This is a genomic window from Apilactobacillus apinorum (assembly GCF_001281175.1).
Taxonomy (GTDB): Bacteria; Bacillota; Bacilli; order Lactobacillales; family Lactobacillaceae; genus Apilactobacillus; species Apilactobacillus apinorum.
On sequence record NZ_KQ440398.1, the window covers coordinates 1,637 to 1,895 of the forward strand.

Annotated in this window: 1 rRNA gene (only partly in view); it reads left to right on the forward strand. The window is 47.5% G+C overall.

Going from position 1 to position 259, the window contains the following annotated elements:
- A 16S ribosomal RNA gene (locus RZ74_RS06815) occupies window positions 1-205 on the forward strand (its annotated part extends 1,636 nt beyond the left edge of the window); the annotation flags it as partial.
- Window positions 206-259: the final 54 nt, after the last annotated feature.

Below are 259 nucleotides of genomic sequence, written 5' to 3' on the forward strand. Positions count from 1 at the left end.
AATCACTAGTAATCGTGGATCAGCATGCCACGGTGAATACGTTCCCGGGCCTTGTACACACCGCCCGTCACACCATGAGAGTTTGTAACACCCAAAGACGATGGGGTAACCTTTTAGGAGCTAGTCGTCTAAGGTGGGACAGATGATTAGGGTGAAGTCGTAACAAGGTAGCCGTAGGAGAACCTGCGGCTGGATCACCTCCTTTCTAAGGAAATTACGGAAACTTACACTAGGTTCATCAATCTTATTCAGTTTTGAG